Source organism: Candidatus Poseidonia alphae (genome assembly GCF_943787815.1).
GTDB classification, from domain to species: Archaea; Thermoplasmatota; Poseidoniia; order Poseidoniales; family Poseidoniaceae; genus Poseidonia; species Poseidonia alphae.
The window spans coordinates 76604-98395 of record NZ_CALSNW010000002.1 but is presented as its reverse complement, the minus strand read 5'-3'; the positions used below and the strand labels follow the sequence as shown (position 1 = coordinate 98395).

The window sequence follows — 21792 nt, the reverse complement described above, 5'->3', positions numbered from 1 at the left end:
GCACCAACCCAAACCAGGATGAGAAAAGGGTTCAAATCAAGTCACCTGCACGACCCGACTGATGTCCTCAATTCGTGATCTCGACAGCGCACAAGCGCGAGAGATTGAGGAACAACTCTTCACGACTCATCGACAGCAGTTACCCCGTCATGTACCCGTCCCACTGCCCCGTCAGGACTTTTGGGAAATGATCCGAAGGTTGCTCTCAAGCCTTGATTTGGACATTCAGGAAATGATGCGAAAGGGGGCGACTGATATGCGGCTCCAAAATTTACAGAAACGCCAAACGAACATTCGGCGAATTGCATCGGAACTTGCTCGAAAGCGAATGGTAGCCATGATGCAACACGCAGCCAGTCAGTCCCTTCGAGGTGCGATGAACCCCGGAATGGTCCAGGAGTTGCCTGCAATTGACTGGCAGCGACACGATCCGGCTGAAAAGGCATTTTATCACGCCCTAATACTCAACGTTGACCGTTTCAAGAAAGAGATCGACTGGCAGGGTATGCAGCAAGGCATCGTGGGTGAAATCGACCGAGGGCCCATGACTCACGCCCCCGGAACCATGCAACTTGACGCTTTTTTGGAGGCTGGTTCCGAAGGACTAACATCGCAACCCCCTCCAGATTTGGCTTTTGAGGATGACCTCCCTCCGCTAGGAGAACCTGAAACTGATGAAGAAGACCGACTCCTTGATGAAGTTGAATGGCATGACGAAGAAGCCTACCTTTTGGAAGACCCAACACATTCTGAACCAATCCCTCTGCCTCTCGCTTCAATCCCTGTTGCTGGAAAGCACGGTGCAGCAATGGAACTTGCTCCATCAAGTGAACCAATCGCCATCATTGATGAGCCTCCAATGGATGCTCAAGTAGAAGTCAATGAGCCCAATGAAGAAAATACTTCAGTTCAGGACGAACTTGTTCGGGTTCGAATCCTTGAATCCCTGCCTGAGCCGATAGTAACCGAAGACGGAGAGGAACTCAGTCTAGAAGGCGGAGACATTCACTTCCTTGACACACCAACGGCAACATGGTTGATGGATGCCGGCGTTGCAGAGCAAGCAGAGCTTTGATTTTACAACCTAAAGTTGTCAAAAACAAACTTATGTCGTTCTCAGATGAGAAGCAAGTTGAGACTCAGTTGACGGAGCGCATTGAAATTTCAATGCTCACGGTGTCAGGGATTGGAATCTTTGTAACCAGGCGAAGGGCATTTTCGTCCTTACCGGTCGAGATGTCCATTTCAAGAAGTCGCTTGTGTACGCGAAGTTCCCAGTGATCGTAGGTTTCACTGCCTTCACCGTCTGGAGCCTTGCGAACAGGGACTACGAGACGACGTGTGGGCAGGGGAATTGGCCCACGAAGGGTAATTCCGCCTGTATCACAGATGGTTTTGATTTGGCCTGCAACCGAATCGAGATCTTTGTGGTTTTCACCGGTTAATTTGATAACAGTCACTGCGGCCATGCTCTCCCCTCCTTGAATCAACAATCATTGCTCGAGCAATGCTCACTTCTTATCGATCTTCAGACAGACACCTGCGGCGACGGTCTTACCCATGTCACGGATAGCGAAGCGGGAAAGTTCTGGGAACTTGTCCATTTGCTCGATAGCCATTGGCTTGGTGGGTTGGAAGCGGATGAGGCATGCGTCACCGGTCTTGAGGAAGGAAGGGTTAGCTTCCTTTCCAGCCTTGTTGGTCTTCTCAAGAAGTTCCATGAACTTCACAGCAACTTGTGCGGTGTGAGCGTGGAACACTGGGCAGTATCCAACGGAGACAGCCTTTGGAATGTCCATAAGTTGGATTTGACCGACGAAGGTCTCATCGTGACGAACGAACGTAGGTTCGCTGTCGGAGTATCCAGCAACGTCACCACGGCGGATGTCGGTTGCAGCAAGTCCACGGACGTTGAATCCAACGTTGTCACCAGGTTCGGCCTTTTCGACCATGGTGTGGTGCATTTCAATGGACTTCACTTCACCGGACTTTTGCGATGGGTTGAACACGATGTTCTTTCCAACGTTTAGTGTACCGGTTTCAATCTTACCAACAGGCACAGTTCCGATACCGGAAATCTTGTACACATCTTGGATAGGCAAACGGAGAGGCTTGTCAAGAGGCTTGCTTGGCATTGGAGTAGCGTTGATGGCTTCAAAGAGAGTTGGTCCCTTGTACCATGAGCACTTGTCAGACTTGTTGTAGACGTTGTCGCCGTTAAGAGAGGATGCAGGAATCATTGGGACGTCGTCAGGCTTGAATCCAGCCATCTTAAGGAGCTGGGAGACTTCTCCACAGGCCTTGGTGTACTTTTCTTCTGCCCAGTCAACACCGGAAATATCCATCTTGTTGACGTGAACGATAAGTCCCTTAACTCCGAGAACCTTAGCAAGGAAAGCGTGTTCCTTGGTTTGAGCGTTAACACCGTCGTTTGCTGCACAGAGCAAAACAGCGGTATCTGCTTGGGAGGCACCGGTGATCATGTTCTTGACGAAATCTCGGTGACCAGGAGCATCGATGATGGTCCAGTAAAAGTCAGGAGTAAAGAATTCCTTGTGAGCGACGTCGATGGTAATTCCACGCTCTCGCTCTTCCTTAAGTCCGTCCATAACGTATGCAAGTCCGAAACCGGCCTTACCAGCTTCTGCAGCGAGTTTTTCGTTCTTTTCGATAACGTGGCCTTCAATGTGACCAGAGTCGAGGAGGAGACGTCCAACGGTTGTGGACTTTCCGTGGTCGACGTGACCAATAAATACGATGTTACGGTGTGGCTTGCTTCTGTCTTCCCATTGTGATGGCATGGTAATCGCTCCTTAGCAAGCCTTCCGAAAAGCAACCCCTATATGAAAGCCGCGACGCGTTCAATTTTCCCGAATTCTCTTCAAGTTGTGGAATAAAGCAGTCCCAAGTCACTGTGAACCTACGATTTCGCCATTCTCGTCAATACGATACAATCTGAGTGTGCTGGTTGCTCCACGCATAGCGAGGGGGCTACCAGATATGGTGACAACTCGTTCTCCTGGACCGATTCGGCCTTGGAGCGATAACAACCGAACGGCTTCTTTCATCGTTTGCGACCCTCGTTCGTGTTCTTTCACCAAAACCGAATCCACGCCAGGCAACAAGCAAGTTCTCCGGAGCGCACGCAACCGGTCGCTGACGGCAGTGACTGGGATGTCTGGCCGGTAACCGGAAACCAAACGCGGTGCATTACCGTGCTCGGTAGCAACAACAATTCGGGTTGCGCCAGCTTCCTTTGCGAGTTCAACGCCCGCATGCGCAACGGCACGGGTGGAACGGAATCGAGCGAGTGCATTTGGACGCTGGTCGTGTGATGCAAGACCTTGTTCGGTTGCATAAGCAATCTTAGCCATCGTTTTCACCGTTTCAAGCGGGTATATTCCAGATGCTGTCTCTCCCGATAACATGACGCCGGTTGCTCCATGGCGAATCGCAGTAGATACATCACTCACCTCAGCGCGTGTCGGACGAGGTTGAAGGGTCATGGAATCCAGCATCTGAGTTGCTACGATGACCGGCATACCCCGTTCAAGGGCTTTGTCAATAATGGTCTGTTGCGCCATTGGCACGTCCTCAAGAGGGATCTCAACACCCAAATCGCCACGAGCGACCATGACCGCGTCAGCCACATCAAGGATTGAGTCAAGATTGACCAACGCCGATGGATGTTCGATTTTTGCGATGATGGGGACGTGCATGGATGCCGCTTTCACGGCATTCTTTGCGGGAATCAAATCCTCCGCAGTCCTGACGTAACTCACTGCGATGTAATCTGCACCTTGTTCAAGAGCATGGGCCATAGCTTTCTCGTCTTTTGGACCAATGGCTGGTAGTTCTACCAGGGTACCAGGGACGTTGACTCCTTTGCGGCTGCTAACCGGTCCGCCATCTTCTACGCGGCACGTCACCGTGGAATTTGGAGTTCCAGGCGTCTGAACGACCACCATGCGAATGAGCCCGTCTGCAATCAATATCGGGTCGTTGGGTTTGAGTTCTGCCGAGAGGCCCCCGTACTGAACCGGAAGTGAACTTCCATCGGTCGACTCCATTTCATTCAAGCCGCAAACCAATTCTACCGTTGAGCCAGCCTCCAGCATTACCACTCCTGGGAACGAGCCCAAGCGGAGTTTAGGTCCCGGCAGGTCGGCAAGAATACAGGTAGGGCGGCCCAGTTCATCCTCAATTGAGCGGATTCGCTGGTAAAGTTCTGTCTTGGATTCGGGTTCACCATGAGAATAATTGAGACGGCATACGTCAACGCCCGATTCCATGAGTTGTGTCAACAACGAACGCTCTTCGCTTGCCGGCCCAATGGTGGCGATAATACGAGTGCGGCGCATGTTGAACAACCCTCCCTAGTTCACTTGTAATAGAGGCGTATAACAAACAGGTCAACCTTGATATCGTTCGGGCGTTCATTGTGAACACTCAATGTCCATTCACCGTCTCCATAGGTTGTTTCACCTTCTGTGAACATGTATGATGACATCTTAAGTTCAACACAATATTGTTCGTCATCGCAATCACCAAAATCGCGGGACTCATCAGCAGTTTCGCTGGTATTTTGAGCTTCATCACCCTCTTCATTGTAGGCGTAAATGTCAATTTTGTTGTTGTTGGCTGAACCGGCTCCTGGGATCCAATCATCGTCCTCTTTAGGGTAGGTGAGTTCCGATGTAAGTTTTCGAATGGTATTTCCACTTTCTTTATCGTAGTGAATGACAACGTCAAAGTCCAGTTCAACTGCACTGTTTGATGTGTTCCCTCCGATTTCAAAATCCTCCCAGTATCCTGCATAGTTTACGAAGACATCGATGGTTGCGCTATCGGTCATTCCGACGTTGTTGGTGACGGTCAAGCCGACTTCGTATTCGCCGGGTTGAACGTCCTTCCATTCCACTGTTTCACCTGAAAGGTCATCGTCGTTTTCACTGTCTCCATCATTATCCTTGTCTTCGTTAAGGTCCAAATCCCAAAACCATTCAGTAATGTATTGAGAAGAGTCTCCGGATTCAGAAGGTGACGCATCAAGAGAAACGGTCATTGTTTCAGAAACCGAGCGGTCCGTGTTGGTTTTCTCACGCGCACAGATCCAGAGAACGATGTCTTGCTCTTCACTTATGGAATCGTCCTCACAATCTTCATCGTCAGAATATTGGACGATGGTTGCGATGGGCTCTACAGCCCCCGCTTCCACCACGGTTACGGTTCTAATTTGTTCGGATGTACGTGTTCCATCGGAGATTTCCAAACTGACCTCATAGGTGCCTGCTTCGGTAAATGACCATGTTGCGGTACGTCCTGTTGCATCAATGTCGTTAGAACCGACGCTGTCAAAATTCCAACGGTAGGTCAAGGAACCGTCGCTTGGGGTTGAACTCGAACCGTCAAATGTGACGGCGTCCCCAACCCTCACATTGCTTGTTTTGGAAACTGAAAATACCGCAAGCAGGTCCTCATTCGAGGACGAACCATCGTCTTCAAAGATGCAACCGGACAACGCTGAACACAGCATCAAGGTTGAGAGCAACAAGGGCTTCAGCATACTTCCCATGCCTTGTGGTAACGGTATGTTCATGAAAAGGGCTTCCATGAGTTGGTTGAATCTAAAACGAAAACAGCGAGGTTTGTCGGTTGCCGGTGTAGAGGTCTTTTGCATTCCAGCCAAAGACCTCCGTTATTCTCCCAACTGCTGTTGCCAATCGTTCTGCATAAAACTGACCATCATAATCGGAAATACCGCCGTCTTCTTCCGCTTCGTACCAAGGAACAACGTTCATTGGGCGATGGTTCGCATTGACAACGACGTAGGATACTTTCATTCCTGAAGTGAAGCCCAAACCGCTCTTGATTCGTTGTTGGGCAACTCGGACTTGGGCCATGCTGTTCGGATTAACGTAATCTTTGGTGAAATCAACATCACCAATATTTTTGACAGGAGTACGTACGATCTTTCCTTTACACGATTTTGCGAGGATCAATTCACTGGCTTCAACTTCCTTGTTCTTCAACGCCTGAACACGGCTCAAAGCATAGTCTACGAGGGCCTCGCCCTGGTCAGCAAGAGCGTAGGAGAAGATCTCCTTCATGGTGGCAGTGAGATAGGCAAATGAGTCAGTACGCTGTGTTTCATAACCCCTTACCAGCATTTCATTGGTCGGCCAAACCACTTGGCCGATGTATCGCTTCTTGGCACCATGGCTGAAAAACACAGACAATCCGCGTTCGAATTCCAACACTGCAGAAGCCTTACTGAAGCGCTGAGCAATGTGTTGACCGAAAGAGACCATGCCGTCCAACGCCTCTTGGAACTTGGCTTGTTTGGCCAGCCCTTCGGAGTCGCTACGGTCGATTGCTGCAAGGTCATCCTCCGATAAATAGCTCGGAGCATCTTGACCCACCGGGCTACGAACAAAGATTGAGTCGGTGTCCGAATATACCACGCCGTGACCTTCGTCATCCAGAGCAGCGATGATCGTCTTGATGTTCTGTCGCGCCCAGGCTGTAATTGAAGAACCAAGGTCTCGATGGGTGAAACGGTAAAAGCCGCTGGCAAAAACTCCGTAAAACGAGTTCATGAGAATCTTAACCGCATATTGCATGGCGTCATGAAATTCAACTGAACCTTGGTCACCGGTGGATTTTGAAAGTTTGAGAGCAGCCTTGTGTTGGTCCCGTTTGGCCATGAGCATTTCCAATAATTCGGGAACCAGCCCTTTTCGAGAGGTTTGGTGGCGAAAAACCGCGCCAGTCGGTGCTGTATGAACCTCTTCACCTTCCAAAGGTTGGTCGGGTTGACCCGGGTCCACTCGAGTGGTATAGCAGATGTTATGGCCGATCATAATGGACGGATACATGCTCTTGAAATCCAATACGGCAATCCAAGGGTGGAGCCCTGCTTCAACATCGTGAACATAACCTCCAGTGATCTGCCCCTCTTTTGCTTCCGCAGAACCGGTGAGTGGGACTGCGACATTTTTCGAGTCCGCCAAACGGATAACTAAGGAATCAATCAACTGACTCGTGCTACCGTTTGCCGCTGTTTCAAACGGTACCTTCGCAACAGATGCAACCGCTTCTTTGCGTCGCACTGCTTGAATCGCTTGCAAAATATCCAAGGGCAATTCTGCGTCCCTAATGCAATATTCCATGACTTCATCGGGCCGGGTGGCCCATTCATGGTCCATATTTGATGCATCGACGTCCATCTTATGTTTGCCTTCATCATCCGGAAACAGTAAGGTTGCTACAAAGGAAAGCGTTTCTCGGCGCGGCTTGAGCGCTTGTCGTGCTTGCCACCACGCATCCATAACAGCCCGTCCGGCTATATTCCAAGCCCGATTGGTTTGGCGCTTGGGCACCAAAGCATCCCGATTGCGTTTCATTTCAGATTCAAGAACGGGCGTGCGCCCCCAACCCAACAGTTGTGATTGTGCCTTCCAGTCTTTTTTCTTCGTCAACGCCGCCGTCCGGTCCGCAAGCCTTGGAAGGTCAAAGTTGTCAATGTTGTAACCCGTGATGATATCTGGGTCGTGCTCCCTCACCAAGGCAGTGAGTTCTCGAAGAATGGTTGCTTCATCGCCGCGATAAGAAAACGATTTCCGTTCCCCGGTTGCAAGATCTTCAATCCAGGCTGCAGCGCACAAAACAGTTTCATGTTCGATGCTTGTTTCTAAATCAAACGAGAACATACGAAAAGGAACTTGGAACGGCTCGCTTGCTACAAGGTCGTCAACATGACAAACTACGGTAACATCAACTGGATAGCGGCCTGCACCACCTGCCTCCAGAACCCGTTTCTCTCCGTCATCTGGTCCGTCCTTCTCGTCAAGAAGGTCCCCTTTGAACCCGATGTGGACGCCCAAATCACCATCGAGAAAGAGGCGGTTGACAAACGGAATGTCACCTGAAAATATTCGCCATGATTGAGAACGCAACTGTTTCCGTAGCGAAGGAACATGAAACGGTTGCTCGACTTCAACGGTCCAGACAGGGCGATCTCCTAATTCGGTCAACTTGACAACGGGGCCTTCTATTCCAACCACGTGTTCCATGTTCATGAGGGATTTGATCCGGTCGGCCAAAAACGGTGGGATTTCTTCATCGATGTCCCACGGTCCAATGGGCGCAATCTCAAAGGTTGGACGTTGGCCCTTAGCGAGCAAACAGATGGAGCGCCCATCGTCCATCCGCCCGAATAATTCCAATATTGTATGAGGGGCTTTTCCATCCGCAGTGGGCCGTTCGTAGGACCGGTATCGTCCGGTCACTACGCCCATCCTGCCGTCCATAATACTGCCCCGCAGCATGCTTACTCGCCGACCCCATTAGAACCCATCCGTAGAGTTTTACGAAAGCAGAGCAAGAACAAGTTTTGGAGCCAACTCTACCGAGAGGAATGCTTGAAAGCCCACGGAGCGTGGCTCTGTCTACCAGCGAGGGAAAGGCCATGAATGAATCATTTGATTGGGATAGCCTTACTTTTTCCCTTACTCCCACTGAGACGATGTACATCACTGAAATCGAAGGGGATGCACCTTGGATGCCGGGGCGGTTACAACCCTATGGAGACATTCCTATGTCTCCTGCTGCAGGCGTTCTCAATTACGGCCAGGGTTTGTTCGAAGGAATGAAGGCGTTTCGAACCTCAAAGGGTCGCATCGTGTTTTTCAGGCCTGAAGAAAATGCACGTCGTATGCAACGAGGCGCAGACCGCCTGAAGATGCCGCCCGTTCCTGAATCGGTTTTCATCGATGCTGCTGAACAGGTTGTTGCAGCCAACATCAATTGGGTCCCTCCATCCGGCAAGGGGGCCATGTATGTGCGACCTCTTCTCATGGGCAGCGGTCCGATTTTGGGAGTCGCCCCTGCACCATCCTACACGTTTTTGATTTATGTCACCCCTGTTGGCCCGTACTTCAAGGGCGGAGTCAATGCGATTGACCTCCTCATCTCCGAACGGCACCATCGTGCTGCACCGGGAGGCTCTGGCGGTGTCAAGGCCATTGGGAACTACGCCCCTGGAATGAAACCAAGCAAAGAGGCAAAAGCAGACGGGTATGCTGAAGTGATTTACCTTGATGCAGAAACACACACCTGCATTGAAGAAGTCGGAGCTGCCAACTTTTTCTGCATCAAAGATGACGTCATTTACACTCCTGAATTAACGGGTACGATTCTTCCTGGAATCACCCGTGACTCGATCGTTCAACTTGCACGCCATTTCGGTTACAAAGTCCACGAAACAAAGGTAACTGCCGACTTCGCCATGGAGGCAGATGAAGCCTTTTGCTGCGGTACTGCCGCAGTCATTTCGCCCATCGGGAGCATTACACACGGCAATGAAAAGCGCGTTTACGGAGAGGGGCTGCCCGGTAAAGTAACCACTCAACTGTACGATGCACTGACTGGAATTCAAAACGAAACCGAGGAAGACGTCTTCGGATGGTTGCACGAATTGCCTCAGTAACGTCGACGGGCAGCGATAACACTTGCAGCAATTGCAACAAAGGTCAAGGCTGCAGATAGCGATGGAAGGCTTTCATCATCCATCATTGTTGCATTGGTGTCGGATTCATTGGTCGTGTTTCCTTCCGTGGATGGGGGTGCAGGTTCAACAATAATTTGCCCAACCATCCCAAACGCAGCGTGAGGTTCACAAACAAAATCATAGGTCCCGTTCATGCCGACCTCGAAGGTAAAGGAATAATCAACATCCCTCTGAGGTTCACCGGAGTCAAAGAGTTCATTCGCCTCAACTGCATTGTGCGGCAAGGCTTGCCCGTCCCAAAAGAAACGCACGGTATCGCCTTCAGTAACGGTGACTGAAGAGGGAGAAAATCGTAGATTTGTGCTGTCGACAGTGATGATAACGTCTTGAGGCTCTTCTTCTTGAACCATCGGAGTGAGGTCTCCTTGGAGCCCCATTGAGCACAGAAACAAGACGAGGGCTAAGGAAACTGTTCTTCGCATGTTAATTTCTCAACCCGTTTGGTTATCAAACCATGTTTACAAGAACCCCGCTGAAATCCGGTTCATTTCTTGAATTTCGAACGCTTTTTGAATCCACCCGAAGTTTGTTTTTTTGGGCTTTTTCGTTGTGAACGGGCTCTGCGGTCGCCGGTTTGTGGACCTTGTGACGCCTGTTTTTCAGCTTGGTTTCGCTGGTCTCGTTGCATTTGTCGCCATTGGCCTCCGATGAGTTGCAACAATTCTTCTTTTGAAACGGCCCCAATGCTTGACTTGGCTCCTGAGGCAGAGACCCACAATCTTCCTTCCTTCCCGTGAGGGCGACTTGGATGTGATGTATGCTCTTCTCGCTTGATTTTCTTGAGGCCTACCTGTCGGGCAGCCATAAACAAGCCTTCCAAATCTGGCTTTAGGACCGAAGAATCCTTTGGAACACGACGGCCGTTGCGTCGAGAGATTTTCATGTCAAAATAACCAGGCCAAACGCACAATCGGTCGGGGTTATGGTCCATCGTATCGCCTCATGTAGGGGTTATGCCCCAGTGCACTTGAGGCCGTCGGTGGTATTCACTCAATCAAAACGCCGTTGATAACGCCGTCTTTTCCTGGTCGAGAGGTGATCTTTACTGTTCCTTTATCGGTTTCAATAACAGCGCCCTTGACCAAAATGTTACGACGAACATAGTTGGGGTCGGAGGCGTTTTCAATCACGCTGTGAATGGTACCAAGGAAGGTCTTTCCAGTCTTGGAGTCGCTGATGCTGACTTGATTTGCAGCCATGACACGAACCATGGAGTTTCCACCGGTCTTTCGGTAGATCTTTCGCTTGGGTTCGCCAACGAGAGCGAATTGCTTCTCTGTTGAGATTTCAGTTGAACGCTTACCGCGTGCTTGTACCTTGCGTCCGCCGGACGGTTTGCGTCGTGAAATTCCGTGCCATTGCGCCATAGGGATACTTCCTGCGAAGCCACCGACCAGCACGGGCTATATGAAATCAACCCTCACTCACAGCGCATCGTGATTTCGGATAAAACGACGTCTTGCGGACCAATTAACCTGCCAATAAGAGCATCACCGGGCACCAATTGAGCCACTCCAGAAGGAGTTCCCGTAAACAGAACATCATTTTCTTGAACGGGAGCCCACTCGGAAAGTGAGGCCATTTGGTGATGAATTGGAACGGACATTTCAGACAAGAAGGCAGATTGGCGAAGATCGCCATTCACAGTGAGTTCTAAACGTAGACCTGTCTGTTCGAGATTGATCGCTTCCCAAGTTGAATTCCATTGATGCCATTGACCAATGACAGCGCTTGAACGGAAACACTTTCCTTTGGCCCAAGGCCATTGTTTTGCACGTAATTTGCTTTGGGCTGGTCGGTCGGTGAGGTCAAGGCCAACTGCGAGCGCAACCGGTTCTCCATTTGCACCAATCTTCACAACGCATTCAACTTCATGGTGCATTTCTCCGGGATGTTGACTTACGGGCAAGGGCCCTGTTTCGTGGAGACATTGGTCGGGTTTGATGAAAAAGATGGGTTCAGCAAGGGGTTGGTTGCCTAGTTCAAGTGCATGTTTTGCAAACGTTCGGATGGTACACCATAGGGCCATAACCGCCCCAAGGACTGGCTCCCCATCAAATTCCCTATGGACGAAGAATGATAACCGGTCACCCCGAGAACGGAACATGACCAACGATTGGACGATGAAAAAACGCAGACCTGTTCGTCGCAAAAACATCGCTCCTCTCCTGAAGCAATTGGAGCAAGACTTGGCCGTTGACCTCAACGTGGAAGGTGGATTTCTTGAAATGGCAGAATACGGCCCATGGACCATGGTTTTTGTCAATAAAACTCCCATCGTGATCGAGCTGACAGATGATAATAACGACCGATGTGTCTTCCTCACACTCCGAGGATTCCTGGGCCATCAGGACGCAAACAAATGGGTTGAAGTTGACCACGGTGCGATTCCGTTTCTCATGAATGGAGCCGACTGCATGGTGGCCGGCATTCATGGCGCTGAAGAAAGTGTAGAAGAGGGTGATTTGGTGTGGATTCGAGACATGAAGCACAAACGCCCCCTTGCCCTTGGTTGGGCCTGCATGTCCAACGAGGGATTGGTGTCTGAAACCAAGGGAAAGGGCATAAAAACCGTCCATTGGGTTGGCGACGAACTCTGGGAAATGGAATAGGGTCTCACGGGTTTCCCTTAGTAACTTAAAAAAACGAGGACGGGGTGAAAGGGACCATGGGGAAGGCTATCGTAAGTGCAATCTGTTTGTTGCTTTTCATCGCTCTTCTTCCAAACGGAGCGGCAGCTGGAGGAGACGACGGCCAAGATGCGAATCCCACAGAGGACGTCCCCTTTACCGTCGAAGAGCGAACCACACCTTCTCAAGACGGGGAAAAGTGGAAATTAACCGTGGCCGTTGATGGTGACGCTTCAGAAAATGGGACAACACTTACCCTAACCACTCAAATCTGTATTAACACCGGAATCTGCGACCCACCCGTCAATCACGAAGTGGCGGCCGAAGACGGAACTTACAGCCTGACATTAACGCCTCCTAGCGACCACAGCTACGTTAACTGGCGAGTCAAAGCAACCTACGCTGATGATTCAACCGATGTATTCCCCGATGGAGACTGGTACAAGACCTGGTCAACCTGCTATTTCACTGACGGAGCGTATGGAGGCATTCATGCAACGGGCAACGGATGTGACATTCCTGCTGAAGAAGAGGGATTCCTCCCCTTCGTCGGAGTTTCATTGATGGCCGCAACCGTTGGTGCTGCGGGCCTTATGATCGCACGAAGAACCAAAATAAATTAACAACGGTGATGTTCTACCAAGCGTTCTAAGAAACGACGGTGTTCTTGGGTCCAAGAAGTAAAACGCACACTGACCTTGTCACGTTTTTTACTGAGTTTACCGTTGTGAAAACCAGGGCAGTGAAGATCACTGGAAACCAAGGGCAAATGGGTCCCTTTACAGGTCACGGTGCAACCGTCCGGTTCAGCCCTTGCTGTTCCAAAATCAAAGTGTACTTCATTCTCCACCAAGTCACAGGTCAAACCACCCGCTCGCATGAATCTCATAAGCGCCTCGAGAATGGCTTGTCCGTCTTCTCCCTTTGCGGAATCAACGCCCCCGTACGCCGAAAGAAAACTCAATTCGGCCTCGTTTTGTTCCATGAGGTGGTCCAGTCCGCGCCCGTCTTCAGTTTCCTTTGGCATGAACAATCACCTCATACCGTTTTCAAGTGAGTCCAACCGACTACCCGTCCATCGCTTGCATCCGCGACCAAAGAAAACTGATTCGTCCATCCACCAGAATCCCACTTCCGCTGAACATCAACCGTGGAGGCGCCACTTACCGAATCAAACAGTTCAGTGATGTCGATTCCAAATCCTGAACCTGGTACAACAACCAAGTATCCTATTTGTGTTTCATCATGCAAAGAGCCGCTTGAGGTAAACAAAGCCTCTGTCCCGCGCAGTGCAGGGAAGCGCTGTTGATTCATGAGTCTCGATTCAACCGCCTCAAGGGAAAGAACTTCTGGTATGGAATCCCGATTGTGCGTGATTGAATCGTCAAAAGTTCCTTTTGCAATGTATTCACATTCAAGGGCGTCGTTTACCCCTTCTACAGAATAAAGCAACCATCCGGCCGTGTCATCGGTTGCCACCCAAGAAATGTTCCATTCGGTTGCCGTCCCATTCGGTTCGTCAATGGCCCGCCAGATGTAACCGTCATTATTGAGCGCCGAATTGGCGCCACTTGCGACGCTTCCGAGGTCGGAGACACAAGCAATGGCTGTATCAAGTGGGTGAGGGCGATGCGTGCTGTTGTCAGGCATGTGCAATCCGTCCACGCCCCAAGCGATCAATTCGTCATCGTCCGGGTTCAATTCGTTCGCTTGTGGACGGTTATCATACGAGCGCCCCAATTCCAATGCCTTTACACCACGCTGAAGATATGTGCGTTCAAAGGTATGATGAAGTTCAAGTTCTCCCTCTGGAAGTACTGCATCAACGCCCCGTTGCTGCCATCCTGAGCAACTGGCTTGATTCGATTCACTGCTGCTTATGGCCACGTCAACACTCTGTTTAACAGCCCAAGGACTCACCCCATCAAGCCAGAGGTTCATCGTTGCATAACCCAGACATAGGTCCCGAACGTCTTGCTGAGTTGCTGTGACTTTCCACATGTTGGTAGAGCCGATTTTTTCGGTACCAATAACCCTCCATTCCCATCCAGAACTGGTACCAATTGCGTCCTTCGTAATGTATTCATTTCCAAAGAAACTGGAAAGTTCTACGGGTTGGAGAATGAGCCCTAGCCCCGGTGATAAAAGGTCAAGATTTCCAAAAAGGCCACCAATGCCATAACTCATCGCTGTGCCTTGGTATTCACCATCAAGAGAGGCGGAAAAGTCAACCTGGGTACCGAGATTAACCTCTTCCCGAAGTTCAGTCCAGCGCGTCACGGTTAGCATTCCATTACCATCGCCACCCAATGAGGTCCCGCTGCATGCATCAGAACCGGGAATTGAACTCCTCACATGCCGGAAAATTTCAAACTTCCCCGGACCGGTAAAGTCCATGTTGTTGGTGCTCTCGACTGCGAGCCAATCCATACCTTGTCCGCCTTTGGCGCGAACGGCTCCTAGACGATCTAAGGAGCCTTGATTGGTCAACTCTGATGCATCGCCATCAGTAATTTTGGCTTCTCCACTGCCCTCGAACATCATTCTTATCTTGCAAATGTCATCTTCTGTTTCAATGCGGTCAGTAATGAGTTCTACAAATTCCTCTGTGGCCATAAAACTTCCATCGAGGACAGCATAACGCATTTCATCACCATAGCGCAGTGAATCTGCGGTGAACGGCTCAAGTTGATTGTTGATGTAATACCAACCACCTGCTCCGAGAATGATCACGGTGAGGAGGACTGCGGCGACTTGAGGCTTCTGAAGCATCTCAACCAAGGTCACTGGCGAATCGCTGCGTACCGAGCTCACCCCAGGTGATGCTGCTGGTTCGGTTGGCGTTTCTTCAGATTGAGGTTCGTCCTCGCTCTCGCCTTCAACCAAGTCCGCATCTAAAATTTCTGCTTCAAGGATGTCGTCATCTGGAGCATCATCCGAACCTTCGGCTGTTTCGATTTCGGTTTCGGTTTCGGTTTCGTCCTCGGATAATGTTGGAGTAAGCGTATCTTCGTCTTCAAGAGAAAACATGACCGCCTCTTCATCCTCAACCGATTCTGAATCCTCATCCAAGGTGGAGTGGAAGGTCGCCGTCTTGTCATCAAAAACCTCAACGCCAAGAGTTTCTTTGTCAACGCCTGCTTCAAGCAATCGCTCGAGCAATTCGGATTTTTTACCACTGGCAGAGAGGTCGTTGAGAATACACAGGGCCTTGAGTTTAGCAACCGTTAGCGTGGTGGTTGCTGCATCGCCCATAGGTTTCCCTCACTCTTCCGTAGGCATCTACCCTTTCAAGGATGATGCTCATTTGTGACTTAGATGCATCATAAGTCAAGGGTTTATACTCGCTTCACTCCTCATGAGGATGGTATGTACCGTCTTCGTTTTGGACGTATACCGTCTGCTCGTAACTTCCATCTGCCATTTGTTTGAAGAAAAATCCATGTTCAGCAGGGATAAACTGGACGTCTTGAGCCCCGGCATCCATCGCTGAATCCATGTCGGGTTCGGGCGAAGGGGGAGACGCTGGACCTGCTCCATCGGGCGGGCTGCTTGGTGCGGCTCCAGGAGGACCGCTTGGCCCGGGAGAAGGCGGTCCGGTCGGACCTGCTGCCGCCAAAACTTTGCTTTCAGTGGTTTCATGTTCGCCTTCAAGAATGGCTCGCAGTGCTTTGCCGTGTTTTTGAGCCCCAACAAAGGCAAAACCGGAAAGGAGCAAGCACAAGAATCCAGCAAAACCACCAATAAATTGGTTCGGGTATACCTTCCCAGAAACACTCATTCCATTGCCGGGTTGGCCAATCTTGGAGCCTTCATCATCAAGGTATTCTGCAATGACACAATAATGGCCGGGATCCACTGCAAATTCAAATTCGTAAACACCGTCTGGTAGAACCGAAGTCGTTGTTTCTTGGTACTGGTACTCATGCGATTCACTGTCTTTTGCTATCGTTGTAAATTCCCCTAAGTTGCTTTGACAGTCTTTCTGTTCAAGAACATATACGCCAATGTTGACATTGGCTTCTGATGGGGGTTTGGATGCTGTCACTTCAATGTTCATGGGGACATCAAACATGTCTTCGCCATCAACTGGCAGTCCCCATACAAGGCCGATGTCCTTTTCTGCAGAAGCCGTAAAGTCATCATAATCGGCTGAGAAAGGCATCGGGAACAATGCAAAAACAAACAGAATAGCGGCAATTCCGAGGTACATGAACACGTTCCATCGTGCCTGCTTTAGCCGGCTCTTTCGTTCATCCATGCTCATTTCTTCGAGCACTTCATCCTGGTCATCATCCACCCTTAAAGCGCCGGCTGCATCGAGTTCCTCTTCATCGGACATAGCCCTCCCCATTTCTTCCGAGCACTTGAAAGGCGCGTCCGTTCATGGAGATATCATGGCGACCGATGGTCATAAGAATGAACCGGTAGGCCGAGAGGGTATGGGTCTACGTCTTGCCGTTCTCAGCCGGGGGCCTCGGTTGTACAGTACCAGGCGTATCGTAGAGGAGGCAAGAAAACGAAACCTCCGAGTCGATGTTTGCGACCCAATGAAGTTCTCTTTGATGGTCATGGACGGGAGTGTTGATGTCCTTCACAAGGGAAAGCCGTTTTCCTATGACGCCATCATACCTCGTATCGGACACTCCATCACTCAACACGGAGTCGCTGTGTTGAGGCATATTGAACAACTCGGAATGTGGACCGCGAATACCAGCCAAGGTATCCTTCAAAGCCGAGACAAATTGCATGCATCACAGATTTTGGCCCGAAATCGTATCCCCATTCCACGAACCGTCTACGTCCGTGATATTTTGGATGTGGAGCAAGCCATCGATGCTGTAGGAGGACTCCCTGTCGTTGTTAAAGTGACCCAAGGTACCCAAGGGGAAGGCGTGTTTTTGCGTCATACCGCCTTTGAAGTGCGCAATCTCGTTCAAGGGCTTCTCTTAACCGGGAAATCCGTCCTGGTGCAGGAATACATTGCTGAATCTCACGGCAAAGATATTCGCGCTTTGGTGGTTGGTGACCGAGTCGTTGCTTGCATGCGTCGTAGAGCACGGGGGAGAGAATTCCGCAGCAACTTTCACCTGAATGGAACCGTGGAAAATGTCCAACTGCCGGAAGACTATGCTGAAGCCGCCTGCCGTGCTGCTCGTGTGCTCGGTTTGAACATTGCAGGAGTGGATTTGCTGGAAGGAAATGATGGCCCATTGGTGCTTGAAGTCAACTCATCCCCTGGACTTGAAGGCATTGAGAAAGCGAGTGGCGTCAATGTAGCTGGCGCGATCGTCGAGTACATCATGGAAGACACTGCTTTTAGAGAAGTTGACCTTGACCAATTGCTGAGAACAGTCCCTGGTTCCGGTGTACTCTCACTTCAACTGATGAACCATCCCAAAATGGTTGGAAAGCGCCTGCACGAAGTGTTTGCCTCCATTCCAGTATTTGCACTATCACGGGGAGACCGTTTGGTATGGAATCCTGATTCCGACCTACAACTTCGTTACGATGATGTCTTGGTATGTTACGGTGAACTCACAGAACTCCGTTCATCGCTACGCCAAGCAATGCTTGGTGTTCCACGAGAAGCGTTGATGTTTGATGATCACGCGAATCAAAGTGAAGTTTGACCGTTTAAGGGTATCCTCTTCTATCCTTTAGAATGTAGGAATAACGGTTATATGCGCAAAATGTTAGCACCCTGTATGGACTATGAGTCGCTCACCCTTCTTGAATTGAAGAAACAATGTAAATCTCGTGGACTCAAAATCTCAGGTAGCAAAGACGATGTTGTCATTCGACTCATGGAAGCGGATGAAGCCCAAAACGGGGGTTGTTTCAACCCGGGATCGTTCAACCCGTTGTTTACCATCAAGGCGGATTAGCAGGACCAATTCCCGCCATGCAGCAGATTGTCATGCCTCCAAAAACAGCATGTACGAAACTCTTGGTACGTTCATTATTCTGTATGCATTAATCCGAATTGGTTGGTCCATGGTGTGGACGCTTAATAACGACCAGATGATCGGTTGGTTGCTTTCACCGGTCGGGTTTTTGATAGGTATGGGATTCCTCATAGGAGGGGGCCTCATACATCAAGAGTACAAAAACGGAATTTATCTCACCATGGGTGTATTGGTCGTTTCGGGATTGTTGAGCCTTGCCTTCCATGCAGAAAAAATGTCCGAAATGAATCCTGTCACGCTGGTTTGGGGCGATACTGCAATGTTCATGACCTCCATCTTGTGTTCGTTTTCGTGCCTCGCAATCGTTGGACTTCCGCTCCTGTTGGGCGATGGAAACATGAAGTCAGGTTGGCCCCCCTCAATCCAGCGAATTTTTGATGCCAGCGGTGGGGGAAACAAGAAAAAACAGATTTCATGCAGCAACTGCAACGAAAAACTCAATGTCCCCAAAGAATATTCTGGAACCATTCAGTGTCCTGCTTGTAAGTCCAACATGCAGGTTTGATTCATCCCCAAAAACGACGCGTTCGGGCATACTCAACTTCCGCTCGGTGTATGGCTTCAAGCAAGCCTTCTTCATCACCCTGAGGCACTTTGACAAGAAGGCGAATCGCAGTAGCTTCTCCGATTCCCCGGCCCATGAGACAAAGAATCGCTTCAAGACCACGGTTCGCAACGATGCTTGCATTCTTCATCATTCGGTCTTGCTCTTTCTGGTCCTCAGAAGCCACCCATTTCTCGAGCATTGGTTGAAGGCCTTCTCTAGCACAGGCCAGCATTTTTCCTTTACACTTGAGGCATGTATCTGCCTTATCCAACGTGGAATAACGGGCAATGCGGAATCGGCGAGTAGCGTGACATTTCAGGCAACACAGCACTGCTCGCTCGTTCGTCAAACGCAATTTCAGCCGCTCCCTTAACGCAGCGTTGTCCCAATTCGGAAGCAGCATGTCGTCTTGAGTTCGGTTCGATAGGCCCAACGGCCCGGTTGCGGTAATGTGCAATTCCAATAATCCAGATTGAATTCCCTGCATCACATCGCTTGCTCCGCGTACATCCATTCGTTCATGGAAGAGTTTGGAAAGAACTTCTTCCATGACAACGGTGCCGCGATATTTTCTTAGGAGCGCTTGAAGATTGATTCGTCGAGGGTCTACCCCGTGACGAAGGATCCCAAACGTCTTTGCTACCTGAGCAAAACGCCAACGAACCTGTCTTGAATTGGGAACGGTGATGCTCAGCAATTGTTCAATGGCGTCCGGTGGCGTTTCAGTAAGCCAAGAGACGATGTCTTCTGGGCGAACACCGCTGGTTTGCAATGCGATCCGAGTTGGTTCAGCAATGAGGCGCCCCCAGTGACCCGACTTCGTTGACGCCATCGCCAATAAAAAGTGGCCGAGTGCTTCGTTGATCTTAGAGCCTTGACAGATGTTGATGACCAAGGCGTCGTCACGCTCCTCAATGGTGATGACGCGGTCTGTGGGAATCTGTTGAGTGGCTTCCATATGGGATGATATCGCTTCTGCAAGCAAACTCATTCCTTCCGAATCCAGCGGATAATCGCGAAGTAAGCCCTCTTGAGGGGAAATGAGCGAGAGCGGGTCAAATTCAGGAGGAGTGGGTGCCGGTAACAAGCCTAGGTCGCTCGCAATCAAGTGCCGTAAGTATCCAACATCACGAGCAACACCTGCTGGAACGGGAGGCAACTCTCCAAGCCATTGCGGGGCTTTTGCGTGGTCATTTACCGGTGCGACCAACAATTCGGATTGTTCCGGGTCAGCGTCAACAATCATCCATGTTCTTCCAGCGATGACAAAGCGTCTCGGCGTTCCATCTTCCTCTTCTCCAGAGTCGTTCAAACTGAGTACAAAGGCCTCATCAACATTCCCTAAACTTCTGCGAGTGACAGCATCACGCACACGGTAGGAGCGCTTGTCGGGAATCATTGACAGGTGGTGTGAGACCCATTCACGGGTTCTACCTGCTGAAGAAAACCAACCGTCCTTGAATCGCTTGGGCACGTCAACCGTTCGTCCGGTGTACACCTTTGGAATTTCTTCATCCGGAACAGAGTACAGCGGAAGGTCATCCGGTAGCGGATTTTCAGTACCTGCAGCGGCTTCTTTCGCCACCTCATACACCGCCTTAGGCCAACGGTACCACGGCAATTCCTCTGGCTTTGGAATGAAGCGAAGAACCCAGCGTTCAGCAAGTACCTGAAGTATCGCCTCCGTATCCGCTCGATTCCAACCCTCAAATTGAGTTGCGTTCGCCAACATTTCTGTGGCTTCATCGATGGGTACTGCCTTGAAACAATGAGCCATGAGAACCAGTTGGTTTGCCGCGATGGTCCGAGGTCTGTTGCGCCATTCAACCGGTTCAATTTCTCCAAGCATTGCCCTACGTGCAATGACCGTTGATTCGCTGAGGTGGTCTGTGTCCCAAGAGAGAAGATGTCCACGCCCTAAACCCCCGAGTCGGTGATCCGCACGCCCAACACGCTGCAACATCCGGTCAACAGATTTGGGAGAATGGAGTTGCACGATACGCCGAACGCTACCAACATCAATCCCGAGTTCAAGACTCGAAGTGCAGACCAATCCGGAAAGGGAACCGTCCCGAAGTTCATCCTCCATTTGCTGTCGCGTTTCCGCTGCCAGTGAACCATGATGCACTCCAATGTTCAAATCTGGAGCCATTGCTTGGAGGCGAGTTGACAGTGTTTCTGCTTCACTTCGGCTGTTCACAAAGACGAGGCAAGGTGCTTCATTACGCAAAATCGTACACAATTGCCGATAACAAGCATGTTGTCGAGGACTCAGGGTGAGGTCCATGCTCCCGATTTCATCTTCCGGTAGGGGCGTGGTGGATTCCACGGTCAGCTTGGTTTCCCGATGGCCCATTGCAATAATGGCCTTACCCTTTTCAGGTGAAAGCCATTGAGCCACTTCATCCGGATTTCCGACCGTTGCCGAGAGCCCCAGGCGTTGGACAGCGGTGCCGGTTAACGCTTCAAGACGAGCCAATCCAACGCTCAACTGCCAACCTCGTTCAGAGGCGGCTAAATCGTGAACTTCGTCGACAACAACCGCTTTGACCGTTTTGAGCATGGCTCTGAGATTCTTACCGCTAAACATCAACTGGAACGTTTCAGGCGTGGTGACCAGAAGATGAGGGGGTTTACGCGTCTGCTTGGTCCGTTGAGATTGGGGAGTGTCACCGTGACGGACATCAACCTTGAGACCTACCGCTTCAGCAAGTTCTCGTAAACGTCGGTCGATGTCTCGGTTCAATGCCCGAAGGGGCGTAATATAGAGAATCGAAAGTGGCTTCCATTCCTCTCGTAAACATCGGTCAAAAAGCGGTAGAATCCCGGCCATCGTTTTTCCAGAACCGGTCGGAGCGATGATGATGCGGTCTTCACCTTTGGCGAGTTCCGGCAGAACGAGGTCCTGAATCGGCGTAGGCACCCACCCTTTTTCCTCTAAGGCCGTGGCCAATAGAGGGTGCAAATTGGAAAATACACGAGACATACTCTCCCCACCCTCATTGAATATGGCAATGCCCACCCTTCTTGAGGATTTGGCTGATCGGCCATTGGGCAGTTAGAGAAGATGGAGCG

At 50.5% G+C, this 21792-nt stretch carries 20 protein-coding genes; 7 read left to right on the top strand and 13 right to left on the bottom strand.

Annotation, left to right across the window (positions count from 1 at the left end; genetic code table 11):
- The first annotated feature begins 61 nt into the window (after positions 1 to 61).
- Positions 62 to 1075, top strand: a complete 1014-nt coding sequence (locus AAA857_RS04240) for a hypothetical protein (RefSeq protein ID WP_338173455.1) — start codon at positions 62 to 64, stop codon at positions 1073 to 1075.
- A 64-nt stretch (positions 1076 to 1139) separates the two neighbouring features.
- Here AAA857_RS04240 and rpsJ read toward each other — a convergent pair whose 3' ends face one another.
- From rpsJ to AAA857_RS04215, 5 genes are all read right to left on the bottom strand, one after another.
- Positions 1140 to 1469 (bottom strand): 30S ribosomal protein S10, encoded by a 330-nt coding sequence (rpsJ, locus tag AAA857_RS04235; protein ID WP_338173453.1) that lies wholly within the window; start codon positions 1467 to 1469, stop codon positions 1140 to 1142.
- Positions 1470 to 1511: 42 nt separating this feature from the next.
- Positions 1512 to 2801, bottom strand: a complete 1290-nt coding sequence (gene tuf, locus AAA857_RS04230; RefSeq protein ID WP_338173451.1) for a translation elongation factor EF-1 subunit alpha — start codon at positions 2799 to 2801, stop codon at positions 1512 to 1514.
- Between the two features lie 108 nt (positions 2802 to 2909).
- Entirely contained in the window at positions 2910 to 4361 is a 1452-nt protein-coding gene (gene pyk / locus AAA857_RS04225) for a pyruvate kinase (protein ID WP_338173449.1), read from the bottom strand.
- Between the two features lie 20 nt (positions 4362 to 4381).
- Positions 4382 to 5575: a PKD domain-containing protein gene (locus tag AAA857_RS04220; protein WP_338173447.1), complete on the bottom strand. Its 1194-nt coding sequence runs from the start codon at positions 5573 to 5575 to the stop codon at positions 4382 to 4384.
- 52 nt (positions 5576 to 5627) lie between these two features.
- Positions 5628 to 8312 carry a DNA polymerase domain-containing protein gene (locus tag AAA857_RS04215; RefSeq protein WP_338173445.1) on the bottom strand — a complete coding sequence of 895 codons (2685 nt, stop codon included), beginning with the start codon at positions 8310 to 8312 and terminating at the stop codon, positions 5628 to 5630.
- 107 nt (positions 8313 to 8419) lie between these two features.
- On the opposite strand from AAA857_RS04215, the gene AAA857_RS04210 reads away from it, so the two are divergent.
- Complete coding sequence (locus AAA857_RS04210) at positions 8420 to 9490, top strand: branched-chain amino acid aminotransferase (RefSeq protein WP_338173443.1); 1071 nt, start codon at positions 8420 to 8422, stop codon at positions 9488 to 9490.
- On the opposite strand, the gene AAA857_RS04205 is transcribed toward AAA857_RS04210, so the two are convergent.
- The 4 genes from AAA857_RS04205 to AAA857_RS04190 form a co-directional block, all read right to left on the bottom strand.
- Positions 9484 to 9993 carry a plastocyanin/azurin family copper-binding protein gene (locus AAA857_RS04205; RefSeq protein WP_338173441.1) on the bottom strand — a complete coding sequence of 170 codons (510 nt, stop codon included), beginning with the start codon at positions 9991 to 9993 and terminating at the stop codon, positions 9484 to 9486. The two genes, AAA857_RS04210 and AAA857_RS04205, sit on opposite strands and share 7 nt — an antisense overlap.
- A gap of 62 nt (positions 9994 to 10055) precedes the next feature.
- A complete protein-coding gene (locus tag AAA857_RS04200; RefSeq protein WP_338173439.1) occupies positions 10056 to 10502 on the bottom strand; it encodes a signal recognition particle subunit SRP19/SEC65 family protein in 447 nt (148 codons plus the stop codon).
- 55 nt (positions 10503 to 10557) lie between these two features.
- A complete protein-coding gene (locus AAA857_RS04195; RefSeq protein WP_338173437.1) occupies positions 10558 to 10938 on the bottom strand; it encodes a 30S ribosomal protein S8e in 381 nt (126 codons plus the stop codon).
- 53 nt (positions 10939 to 10991) lie between these two features.
- Positions 10992 to 11600 (bottom strand): fumarylacetoacetate hydrolase family protein, encoded by a 609-nt coding sequence (locus AAA857_RS04190; protein WP_338173435.1) that lies wholly within the window; start codon positions 11598 to 11600, stop codon positions 10992 to 10994.
- A 76-nt stretch (positions 11601 to 11676) separates the two neighbouring features.
- On the opposite strand from AAA857_RS04190, the gene AAA857_RS04185 reads away from it, so the two are divergent.
- Together AAA857_RS04185 and AAA857_RS04180 are read left to right on the top strand one after the other, a co-directional pair.
- Positions 11677 to 12183 (top strand): PUA domain-containing protein, encoded by a 507-nt coding sequence (locus AAA857_RS04185; protein ID WP_338173433.1) that lies wholly within the window; start codon positions 11677 to 11679, stop codon positions 12181 to 12183.
- 56 nt (positions 12184 to 12239) lie between these two features.
- The gene (locus AAA857_RS04180) at positions 12240 to 12824 is read left to right on the top strand and encodes a hypothetical protein (protein WP_338173432.1); all 585 of its coding nucleotides are present in this window, start codon (positions 12240 to 12242) and stop codon (positions 12822 to 12824) included.
- Here AAA857_RS04180 and AAA857_RS04175 read toward each other — a convergent pair.
- The 3 genes from AAA857_RS04175 to AAA857_RS04165 form a co-directional block, all read right to left on the bottom strand.
- Entirely contained in the window at positions 12821 to 13228 is a 408-nt protein-coding gene (locus tag AAA857_RS04175) for a hypothetical protein (protein ID WP_338173430.1), read from the bottom strand. The genes AAA857_RS04180 and AAA857_RS04175 overlap by 4 nt on opposite strands.
- Before the next feature lie 11 nt (positions 13229 to 13239).
- Complete coding sequence (locus tag AAA857_RS04170; RefSeq protein ID WP_338173428.1) at positions 13240 to 15456, bottom strand: SAP domain-containing protein; 2217 nt, start codon at positions 15454 to 15456, stop codon at positions 13240 to 13242.
- Positions 15457 to 15550: 94 nt separating this feature from the next.
- Positions 15551 to 16543: a hypothetical protein gene (locus AAA857_RS04165; RefSeq protein WP_338173426.1), complete on the bottom strand. Its 993-nt coding sequence runs from the start codon at positions 16541 to 16543 to the stop codon at positions 15551 to 15553.
- 55 nt (positions 16544 to 16598) lie between these two features.
- Here AAA857_RS04165 and AAA857_RS04160 point away from each other — a divergent pair, with 55 nt between their 5' ends.
- The 3 genes from AAA857_RS04160 (at position 16599) to AAA857_RS04150 (ending at position 18675) form a co-directional block, all read left to right on the top strand.
- Complete coding sequence (locus AAA857_RS04160) at positions 16599 to 17834, top strand: RimK family alpha-L-glutamate ligase (RefSeq protein WP_338173424.1); 1236 nt, start codon at positions 16599 to 16601, stop codon at positions 17832 to 17834.
- A gap of 75 nt (positions 17835 to 17909) precedes the next feature.
- Positions 17910 to 18089, top strand: coding sequence for an SAP domain-containing protein (locus tag AAA857_RS04155; protein ID WP_338173422.1), 180 nt, complete (start codon positions 17910 to 17912; stop codon positions 18087 to 18089).
- Between the two features lie 49 nt (positions 18090 to 18138).
- Positions 18139 to 18675: a hypothetical protein gene (locus tag AAA857_RS04150; protein ID WP_338173420.1), complete on the top strand. Its 537-nt coding sequence runs from the start codon at positions 18139 to 18141 to the stop codon at positions 18673 to 18675.
- A 1-nt stretch (position 18676) separates the two neighbouring features.
- Here AAA857_RS04150 and AAA857_RS04145 read toward each other — a convergent pair whose 3' ends face one another.
- On the bottom strand, positions 18677 to 21703 hold the full coding sequence (locus AAA857_RS04145) for a DEAD/DEAH box helicase (RefSeq protein ID WP_338173418.1): 3027 nt from the start codon (positions 21701 to 21703) through the stop codon (positions 18677 to 18679).
- Between the last annotated feature and the right edge of the window lie 89 nt (positions 21704 to 21792).

What these genes read in the sequence shown, in the direction of transcription:
- AAA857_RS04180 (WP_338173432.1), top strand. Translation starts at nt 12,240, where the DNA reads ATGGGGAAGGCTATCGTAAGTGCAATCTGTTTGTTGCTTTTCATCGCT.
- pyk (WP_338173449.1), bottom strand. Translation starts at nt 4,361, where the DNA reads ATGCGCCGCACTCGTATTATCGCCACCATTGGGCCGGCAAGCGAAGAG.
- AAA857_RS04240 (WP_338173455.1), top strand. Translation starts at nt 62, where the DNA reads ATGTCCTCAATTCGTGATCTCGACAGCGCACAAGCGCGAGAGATTGAG.
- AAA857_RS04195 (WP_338173437.1), bottom strand. Translation starts at nt 10,938, where the DNA reads ATGGCGCAATGGCACGGAATTTCACGACGCAAACCGTCCGGCGGACGC.
- AAA857_RS04150 (WP_338173420.1), top strand. Translation starts at nt 18,139, where the DNA reads ATGTACGAAACTCTTGGTACGTTCATTATTCTGTATGCATTAATCCGA.
- AAA857_RS04190 (WP_338173435.1), bottom strand. Translation starts at nt 11,600, where the DNA reads ATGGCCCTATGGTGTACCATCCGAACGTTTGCAAAACATGCACTTGAA.
- AAA857_RS04220 (WP_338173447.1), bottom strand. Translation starts at nt 5,575, where the DNA reads ATGGGAAGTATGCTGAAGCCCTTGTTGCTCTCAACCTTGATGCTGTGT.
- AAA857_RS04165 (WP_338173426.1), bottom strand. Translation starts at nt 16,543, where the DNA reads ATGTCCGATGAAGAGGAACTCGATGCAGCCGGCGCTTTAAGGGTGGAT.
- AAA857_RS04170 (WP_338173428.1), bottom strand. Translation starts at nt 15,456, where the DNA reads ATGGGCGATGCAGCAACCACCACGCTAACGGTTGCTAAACTCAAGGCC.
- AAA857_RS04200 (WP_338173439.1), bottom strand. Translation starts at nt 10,502, where the DNA reads ATGGACCATAACCCCGACCGATTGTGCGTTTGGCCTGGTTATTTTGAC.
- rpsJ (WP_338173453.1), bottom strand. Translation starts at nt 1,469, where the DNA reads ATGGCCGCAGTGACTGTTATCAAATTAACCGGTGAAAACCACAAAGAT.
- AAA857_RS04210 (WP_338173443.1), top strand. Translation starts at nt 8,420, where the DNA reads ATGCTTGAAAGCCCACGGAGCGTGGCTCTGTCTACCAGCGAGGGAAAG.
- AAA857_RS04205 (WP_338173441.1), bottom strand. Translation starts at nt 9,993, where the DNA reads ATGCGAAGAACAGTTTCCTTAGCCCTCGTCTTGTTTCTGTGCTCAATG.
- AAA857_RS04175 (WP_338173430.1), bottom strand. Translation starts at nt 13,228, where the DNA reads ATGCCAAAGGAAACTGAAGACGGGCGCGGACTGGACCACCTCATGGAA.
- AAA857_RS04215 (WP_338173445.1), bottom strand. Translation starts at nt 8,312, where the DNA reads ATGGACGGCAGGATGGGCGTAGTGACCGGACGATACCGGTCCTACGAA.
- tuf (WP_338173451.1), bottom strand. Translation starts at nt 2,801, where the DNA reads ATGCCATCACAATGGGAAGACAGAAGCAAGCCACACCGTAACATCGTA.
- AAA857_RS04155 (WP_338173422.1), top strand. Translation starts at nt 17,910, where the DNA reads ATGGACTATGAGTCGCTCACCCTTCTTGAATTGAAGAAACAATGTAAA.
- AAA857_RS04145 (WP_338173418.1), bottom strand. Translation starts at nt 21,703, where the DNA reads ATGTCTCGTGTATTTTCCAATTTGCACCCTCTATTGGCCACGGCCTTA.
- AAA857_RS04160 (WP_338173424.1), top strand. Translation starts at nt 16,599, where the DNA reads ATGGCGACCGATGGTCATAAGAATGAACCGGTAGGCCGAGAGGGTATG.
- AAA857_RS04185 (WP_338173433.1), top strand. Translation starts at nt 11,677, where the DNA reads ATGACCAACGATTGGACGATGAAAAAACGCAGACCTGTTCGTCGCAAA.